Source organism: Streptomyces sp. N35 (assembly GCF_016464295.1).
Lineage (GTDB): Bacteria > Actinomycetota > Actinomycetes > Streptomycetales > Streptomycetaceae > Streptomyces.
In genome coordinates, this window is record NZ_JAEIMH010000012.1 from 122,518 (window position 1) to 131,002 (window position 8,485).

Below are 8,485 nucleotides of genomic sequence, written 5' to 3' on the forward strand. Positions count from 1 at the left end.
CCTCCCGGTCCACCGGCAGGGGGCCCCCCCCGGGGGGGGTGCGCCCCCTCTCCGTATGCGTGACTACTGCGCGGGAAGCGTCAGTTGCCGGCCTTCTTGGCGGACGTGAAACCGACGATGCCGCCGATGGCGAGGAAGAGCCACGTCATGACGTCGGCCTCCTCGCGCCAGGCCTTGAAGGTGTCGCCCGGGTTCTCGGTGAGGAGGTCGATGACCGAGATCTCCTGGCCGAGCTGGATCTCGAACCACCAGCTGGCGAGCAGCGCCATGCCGAAGATCTGGCCGAGCACGACACCGATGACGCCGAGGACGGCGCTGACGATCGGGAGCGCGGGGTTGCGGCCGCCGAGCTTGCCGACGACGAAGCCGATGAGCGCACCGACACCGACGGCGATGTAGCCGATCTCGGTGTAGGTGCCGTCCTCCTTGCCGAAGGCGCGCATCAGGCCGCCGTACGCGGCGGCACCGGCGATCATGGCCACGATGCCTACGGCGACACCGAGCGCGACGTTGCCGCTCCGGGCGGGCGCGGGCTGCGGCGCGAACGCGCCGTCACCGGTGGGCTGACCGAACGGGTTGCCGCCGGCAGGCTGCTGCGGCGGCGGAAAAGCCTGGGACATACGGGTGATCCCCCCATGGGAACGTTGCGCACGCGCATGCGAGAGCGGCGCACGCTTGTGCGATGAATGACGCCGCAGGCTAGCAGCCCGCGGCGACAGTCACCCAGCCCGTTTCAAAGGCTTCACAGCCGGTGCGCGGCCCCCACCGGAGTCGCACCACGCGTGTCCAGGAGCAACTGGGCTTTCACCGCGAGGCCTTGGAGGTCGTACGTGCGGTGGGGCTGGAGCAGAAGGGTCAGATCGGCGTCCGCGGCGGCCTCGTAGAGGGAGTCGGCGCGCGGGACCGGCTGGCCGAGGACGCGCCAGTGCGGAACGTGCGGATCGTGGTAGCTGATCGAGGCGCCCATCTGCATCAGACGGGTGGCGACCTCCTCGGCGGGAGTGCCCTGCTGGTCGGCGATGTCCGCCTTGTACGTGACCCCGAGCAGCAGCACGCGGGCGCCGCGCACCGACTTCCCGTGCTCGTTGAGGAGCGTGGCCGCGCGCTGGATGACGTACTGGGGCATGCGGCTGTTGATCTCCTGCGCGAGGCCCGTCATCCGCAGCGGGTGGCCCGGGGTGCGGGCCGCGTGCGGGAGGTACGCCGGGTCGAGGGCGACCGCGTGGCCGCCGACTCCGGGTCCCGGGCGGAAGGCCTGGAAGCCGAAGGGCTTGGTCTCGGCGCAGCGGATGACATCCCACAGGTCCACGCCCAAGTCGTGGCAGAGCACGGCCATTTCGTTGACCAGGGCGATGTTGACGTGCCGGAAGTTGGTTTCCAGGAGGTGGGTCGTCTCGGCCTCGCGCGGCCCTCGCGCCCGGACGACCTTGTCGGTGAGGCGCCCGTAGAAGGCCGCGGCCGACTCCGTGCAGGCGGGGGTCAGGCCGCCGATGACCTTCGGCGTATTGCCGTAACCGTGCGTGCGGTTGCCGGGGTCGAAGCGGCCGGGGGAGTACGCGAGGTGGAAGTCGCGGCCGGCGGTCAGGCCCGAGCCCTCCTCCAGGAGGGGGCGCAGGAATTCCTCGGTCGTGCCCGGGTAGGCGGGGGATTCGAGGATCACCGTGGTGTGCGGGCGCAGCCGGGCCGCCAGGGCCTGGGCGGCCTCGGCGACCTGGGTGAGGTCGGGTGTGCGGTCGGCGCCCAGGGGGGTGGGGGCGCAGATGACGGCGGTGCGCACCCGGCCGAGCTCGACCGGGTTGGTGGTGGTCCGGAAGCCCCCCGAGAGCATCCGGCGCAGATCGGCGGTGGTCAGGGCGCCCTCGTCGGCGGGTAGCCGGCCGGCGGCGAGCTCCGTGGTGTGACGCGGGTCGTAGGCGACGGTCTCGATGCCTGCCGAGACCGCGGCCTGGGCGAGCGGAAGGCCGAGATGGCCGAGTCCTACTACGGCGAGATCCGCGGGCATGGCGAAAACCTTCCCTTGAGACCGACCGGCCGTGGGAGGGCGGCGTCGCGGGGTCTTGTGCGCACATCTGCGGCGTTGTCGTCGGGAGTGATGGCTCCGCCATCACTCCCTCCTCCGCCTTGCAGCTGCACGCACAAGACCCCGCTCCTTCTCCCGCCCTCCCATGGCCGGTCGGTCTTAACCGGGACGGGCGGGACGCGCAAGCCGGGTGGACAAAACGGCTGAGCGCAATGTCAGGTTAGGGGTAAATATGACCGATATGACGCATTGCGGGTCGGCTATGTCCCGAGTGTCGGCTCTCAGGGCGGCTCGCCCGGAACGTCGTACGACGCGTGGTGGCTGAAGACCTGGACTGCGGACAGAATCGACGGTGTGAGCCCGACCACACGGGGGCGACGGGAGGCAGCGGTGAGGACAGCGACACTGGGACCGGCCGAGCGGGCCGAGGCCCTCGCGGCGATGGCCGAGCGGGAACTGGACGTACTGGTGGTGGGCGCCGGAGTGGTCGGCGCGGGGACGGCGCTCGATGCCGTCACCCGGGGCCTGTCGACCGGGCTCGTGGAAGCGCGCGACTGGGCCTCGGGCACGTCGAGCCGCTCCAGCAAACTGATCCACGGAGGCCTGCGCTATCTGGAGATGCTGGACTTCGCGCTCGTACGGGAGGCGCTCAAGGAGCGCGGACTCCTGCTCGAACGGCTCGCGCCGCACCTGGTGAAGCCGGTGCCGTTCCTCTATCCGCTGCAGGGCAAGGGCTGGGAGCGGTTGTACGCGGGGTCCGGGGTCGCGCTGTACGACGCGATGTCGATGGCGAAGAGCCATGGCCGGGGGCTGCCGATGCACCGGCATCTGTCGCGGCGTCACGCGCTGCGGGTCGCGCCCTGCTTGAAGAAGGACGCGCTGGTGGGTGCGTTGCAGTACTACGACGCGCAGATGGATGACGCCCGGTATGTGGCGACCCTCGTGCGGACCGCCGCCTCGTACGGCGCGCTGGCCGCCAACCGCGCGCGGGTGACCGGGTTCCTGCGCGAGGGCGAGCGGGTCGTCGGGGCGCGGGTGCAGGACGTCGAGGGCGGTGGCGAGTACGAGATCAGGGCGCGGCAGATCGTCAATGCCACCGGGGTGTGGACGGACGACACCCAGGCCATGGTCGGTGAGCGCGGGCAGTTCCATGTGCGGGCGTCCAAGGGCATCCATCTGGTCGTGCCCAAGGACCGGATCAATTCCACCACGGGGCTGATCCTCCGTACGGAGAAGAGCGTGCTCTTCGTGATCCCCTGGGGGCGGCACTGGATCGTCGGGACCACCGACACCAAGTGGGATCTGGACAAGGCGCATCCGGCGGCGTCCAGCGCGGACATCGACTATCTGCTCGAGCATGTGAACTCGGTACTCGGGGTGCCGCTGACACGCGACGACGTGCAGGGCGTGTACGCGGGCCTGCGGCCGCTGCTCGCCGGGGAGTCGGACGCGACCAGCAAGCTGTCGCGCGAGCACACCGTGGCGCATCCGGTGCCGGGGCTCGTGGTCGTCGCGGGCGGCAAGTACACGACGTACCGCGTGATGGCGAAGGACGCCGTGGACGAGGCGGTGCACGCGCTCGACCAGCGGGTGGCCGAATGCGTCACCGAGGACATTCCGCTGCTCGGCGCCGAGGGGTACAAGGCGCTGTGGAACGCGCGGGCGCGGATCGCGCAGCGGACCGGGCTCCATGTGGTGCGCGTGGAGCACCTGTTGAACCGGTACGGGGCGCTCACCGAGGAGCTTCTGGACCTCATCGCGCGCGATCCCTCGCTCGCCGATCCGCTCACGGGTGCGGACGACTATCTGCGCGCCGAGGTGGTGTACGCGGCCTCGCACGAGGGGGCGCGGCATCTCGACGACGTCCTGACGCGGCGTACGCGGATCTCGATCGAGACCTTCGACCGGGGCACGCGCAGCGCGCGGGAGTGCGCGGAGCTGATGGCCAAGGTCCTCGGCTGGGACAAGGACCAGATCGAGCGCGAGGTCGAGCACTACGAGAAGCGGGTGGAAGCGGAGCGGGAGTCGCAGCTGCAGCCGGACGATCTGACGGCGGACGCGGCGCGGTTGGGGGCGCCGGACATCGCGCCCCTGTGACGGCGCCCCTGTGACGGCGCCGCTGTAGTCGCGCCTCTGCCATCGCGCCACTGCAGTCGCGCCGCTGGAGGGGCAAGGCCCTGGCGGGAGCTCAGGATCCGGTCGGGCGGACCGTATCGGACCGTCCGCAGAATTCCGTCTCCAGGAGTTCGTCCTCGGTCCAGGTCGGCAGCAGGGCGTCGGTGTTGGCGTGCACGGTCAGCGCGTGGGCGCCGTTCCTGGTGGCGAGCGTGAGCACCTGGGAGCCGGCGATCCTGCCGCGCCTGCCCCACAGGGTCGTGCAGGACAGTTCGTACGGGAAGAGGCCGACGCCCTCGTGGCCCATGCCGTCCGAGGTGTCGAGCATCCGGGCCAGTTGGGGCCGGGGCAGGAGATGGCCGCTCAGGAGTGCCTCGAGGAAACGGTGGAGATCGTCGAGCGTGCTGATCAGCTCGCCACCGGCGCCGAGCCCCGAGGGGTCGATCTCGGTGCGGTCCACCAGGGCGCCCTCCGGGCCCGAGTAGGCGGCGCCGTGCGGGGAGGGCAGCTCCCGGCGCCGGCCGGGGAAGGACGTGCCGGTCAGATGGAGCGGGTCGAGGATGCGGTGGCCCGCCTCGGAGGCGTACGAGCGGCCGGTGAGCTTCTCGATCACCATGCCGAGGACGACGTAATGGACATGGGCGTGGCGGTAGGAGGTGCCGGGCGGCGTCTCCGAGGGGTGGGAGAGGCCGAGGCGGACCAGCTGCCCGGGGGTGTAGCGGCGGTCGAAGGCGTGGTGTGGGCCGTTGCGGTCCTCGAGGTGGGGGAACAACCCGGCGGTGTGGACGAGGAGATGGAGCAGGGTCATCCGGCGTCCGTCGTGGCCGTTGCCGCGGATCAGGCCGGGCAGATGGCGCTCCACCGGGTCGTCGAGACCGACCCGGCCTTCGGCGGCCAGCTGCAGGATCACCACCGCGATGAAGGTCTCGGTGATCTCACCGGCCCGGAAGTGATCGACGCGCAGCGGCGGCCGCGTGCTGCCGAGCGCGATGCGGCCGGCCGAGCCGAACCGGCTGGAGCCGTCACGGGAGACGAGGACGGCGGCGCCCGTGGCCAGGCTCTGCGTGACCATTCCGTCGAGCGGGGACGGAGGGGAAGGGCCGGGGGCGCCGGTGGGCGCGGGGGAGCTTGTCGAGCCGTCGGATGTGACGGATGGGGCGGGTGAGGGAACCGTCGACCGGTCGGCTGCGTCGCAGCCCATGAGGGTGGCGGCCAGGAGGGCGCCGAGGGCCATAAAGACCGCCGGCCGCGGTGTCGTCGCCGTACTCCGGGTACTCGCACGGGGTGGTGGGGCATCGGCCGGTACCGTACGGGCGTCGCCGGCCGCCGGCGCCGTACGGAGGTCAGGGGCCGCGGCCGCTGAGTTCGCGTCGTCGTCGGTCATGGCGGTCCCCCGTCCCGTACTGCCATGGTGGCCCGGAGCCGGGCGTTCCTCCAGGCGCGGGGCGGACCCGGGACTTCCGCGGTGGCCGGCATGAGAGACAATGGACGCTCTGCCAGGGCGGGTTGATTGCAGAGGGGACGCATGTCGGAGGCTGAGCGGCCGGAGCAGGCTCGTCGGGACGAGGCACCTCGCCGCGACCAGCAGGCCGGCCGGGACGAGGAAGCCCGCCAAGAGCAGGAGGCGCGGCTGATCGCCGGGCGGTACCGGCTCGGCGATGTGCTCGGCAAGGGCGGCATGGGCACCGTCTGGCGGGCGACCGACGAGACGCTCGGTCGTACCGTCGCGGTCAAGGAACTGCGCTTTCCGTCCAGCATCGATGAGGACGAGAAGCGCAGACTCATCACCCGGACCCTGCGCGAGGCCAAGGCCATCGCCCGGATCCGCGACCATGGCGCGGTCACCGTCTTCGACGTGGTCGACGAGGACGACCGGCCGTGGATCGTCATGGAACTGATCGAGGGCAAGTCCCTCGCCGAGGTCATCCGCGAGGACGGCCGGCTCACCCCGAAGCGCGCCGCCGAGGTCGGTCTCGCGGTCCTCGACGTGCTGCGCTCCGCGCACCGCCAGGGCATCCTGCACCGCGATGTGAAGCCGTCCAACGTACTGATCGCGGACGACGGCCGGGTGGTGCTGACCGACTTCGGCATCGCGCAGGTCGAGGGCGATCCGTCCATCACCTCGACCGGCATGCTCGTCGGCGCGCCCTCGTACATCTCGCCCGAGCGCGCCCGTGGCCACAAGCCGGGACCCGCGGCCGACCTCTGGTCGCTCGGCGGTCTGCTGTACGCGGCGGTCGAAGGCACTCCTCCGTACGACAAGGGCTCGGCGATCGCCACGCTCACCGCGGTGATGACCGAGCCGCTGGAGACGCCGCAGCATGCCGGCAACCTCGACAAGGTGCTGTACGGGCTCCTGGAGAAGGACCCGGAGAATCGGCTCGACGACGCGGGGACGCGGGCGCTGCTGCTCGATGTGATCCACACTCCTGAGCCGGTGGCCGAGAAGCCGGAGCCGCCTGCCTCCGAGCAGACCAAGGTCGTGCCGCTGCCCGGGGATCCGGAGCGTCCGGCGGCGGGAGCCGGCGGCGCCGCTGCGGTGGCCACGGATGCCCGGCCGGCGCAGACCGTCAACGCCTCGGCGCCCGTCGGGGGTTCGTCCGGTGGCGCCACGCCCGCGCCGCGGACCCCGCTCGGTGACCGCGTCCCCAGGCGTACGCAACTGATCGTGGCCGTCCTCGTGGCCCTCGCGGTGCTCGGCACCGCCATCGGCTTCGCGCTCAGCGGCGGGGACGACACGGGCGGCGGGCGCGACGAGAGCTCCGCGAGCGCCGGCACCGAGGGAGGGTCCGGAAAGGACGACTCCAAGAACGGTGACGGCAAGAACAAGGGCAAGGACAAGGAAGGCCAGGGCGACAAGAGCGAGGACCCGGAGGGCGGTTCCGGTTCCGGGGCCGGTTCCGGTGAGGGTGAGGGTGACGGCGGTGCGGGAACGGGCGGGCTGCCGGCCGGCTATCGGCAGGTGACCGACGGGGAGTTCAACTTCACGATGGCGATGCCCGAGAAGTTCCACCGCACCGGCACCGCCGGGAAGAAGTCCGGCGCCATCTACAGCGCGGACGGCGGATTCCCGCGGGTCCAGGTCGACTTCAACCCGAGCCCCACGGATGACGCCGTCGCCGCCTGGCGTTCGCTGCTTCCGGCGATACGCGGCGCCAGCACCAACTTCAAGCTGCTCGGCATCCACCAGGTCGACTACAAGGGCTATCCGACGGTCGCCGACTGGGAGTTCGAGCGCGACCAGGACGGCCAGCGGGTCCGGGTGCTCAACCGCGGCTTCAAGGTCGACGACACCCACGGGTACGCGATCATGATCAGCTGCAAGGCGTCCGAGTGGGACGGCGAGGAGTGCCGGACGCTGCGCAAGACCGCCTTCGCCACCTTCCAGCCGAAGGACTGAACGCGGCGACGGGAACCCCGTCCCCCCCGGGGGGCGCGGCCCGGCCCCGGCGCCCCCTCCGCCACGGCTCGTGGGAGCCCGCGGACCGTACGCAGCCGCAATGTGCCGGGTTTCGACGGGACTTGACGGCTTTCTGCCGGGTTGGGTGCGGTGTGCGGGACAGGGATTCGAGGTGCGCGCGCTGACGGGGAGGCGACGTGGACGACTATGCGGGACGGGTACTCGCCGACCGCTACCGCCTGCCGTTGCCGCCGTCGGACGCCTACGAGTTCGCGGAGACGCGCGCCTTCGACACGTACAGCGGGCAGGAAGTGCTCGTACGGCAGGTGCCCTTGCCCGAGGTCGTCGAGGCCGAGGTGCTGGACGAACCGGGCCCGGCCGAGCCGCGGCGGCCCGCGGGGCGCACCTCCCGTAACCCTCGCAACTCCCGTACGACCAGGGCGCCCAGCGACCCCGCGGTGCGCCGGGCGATCGAGGCCGCCGAGGCCGCGGCCCGGATACCCGACCATCCCCGGCTCGACCAGGTCTTCGACGTCTTCGCCGAGGGCGGCTCGCTGTGGATCGTCAGCGAGGTCGTGGCCGCGCGTCCCCTTGCCGCGCTGCTCGCCGAGCGGCCGCTGAGTCCCTACCGCGCGGCGGAGGTGGCCTCCGATGTGCTCACCGCGCTGCGCGCGCTGCACGCGCACGGCTGGGTGCACCGCAACATCACCGTGCGCACCGTCCTCGTCTGCGACGACGGCCGGGTGATGCTCACCGGGCTCGCGGCGGGCGCGGCCGAGGAGGCCCTGTGCGGATACGACCCGGTGCCGGACGTCGGCGGCGGGTTCGACGGGCGGGCCGTGGGCGGAACAGCTTCGGGGGCGGTGCCCGAGACGGCGGCTCCGGGGGCCCTGCCCGCGGCGCCGGGCGGCGGCGGGCAGTCGCCGGGGCGCGGGGAGCGGGCCGTGCCG

The 8,485-nt window shown here is 71.9% G+C and carries 6 protein-coding genes; 3 read left to right on the forward strand and 3 right to left on the reverse strand.

What is annotated here, in order from left to right:
- Positions 1-80 precede the first annotated feature (80 nt).
- Positions 81-620, reverse strand: a complete 540-nt coding sequence (locus JAO81_RS09825; protein WP_199547397.1) for a hypothetical protein — start codon at positions 618-620, stop codon at positions 81-83.
- Positions 621-742: 122 nt separating this feature from the next.
- On the reverse strand, positions 743-2,002 hold the full coding sequence (locus tag JAO81_RS09830) for a nucleotide sugar dehydrogenase (RefSeq protein ID WP_199547398.1): 1,260 nt from the start codon (positions 2,000-2,002) through the stop codon (positions 743-745).
- Positions 2,003-2,410: 408 nt separating this feature from the next.
- Here JAO81_RS09830 and JAO81_RS09835 point away from each other — a divergent pair, with 408 nt between their 5' ends.
- The gene (locus tag JAO81_RS09835; protein WP_199547399.1) at positions 2,411-4,117 is read left to right on the forward strand and encodes a glycerol-3-phosphate dehydrogenase/oxidase; all 1,707 of its coding nucleotides are present in this window, start codon (positions 2,411-2,413) and stop codon (positions 4,115-4,117) included.
- Positions 4,118-4,208: 91 nt separating this feature from the next.
- Here the strand turns inward: JAO81_RS09835 and JAO81_RS09840 are convergent, their stop codons facing one another.
- On the reverse strand, positions 4,209-5,207 hold the full coding sequence (locus JAO81_RS09840; RefSeq protein ID WP_233415118.1) for a serine hydrolase: 999 nt from the start codon (positions 5,205-5,207) through the stop codon (positions 4,209-4,211).
- 453 nt (positions 5,208-5,660) lie between these two features.
- Here JAO81_RS09840 and JAO81_RS09845 point away from each other — a divergent pair, with 453 nt between their 5' ends.
- Both JAO81_RS09845 and JAO81_RS09850 read left to right on the forward strand, forming a co-directional pair.
- Positions 5,661-7,535: a serine/threonine-protein kinase gene (locus tag JAO81_RS09845; RefSeq protein ID WP_199547400.1), complete on the forward strand. Its 1,875-nt coding sequence runs from the start codon at positions 5,661-5,663 to the stop codon at positions 7,533-7,535.
- 197 nt (positions 7,536-7,732) lie between these two features.
- The coding region (locus JAO81_RS09850) for a protein kinase (RefSeq protein WP_199547401.1) at positions 7,733-8,485 on the forward strand (753 nt) is incomplete at its 3' end.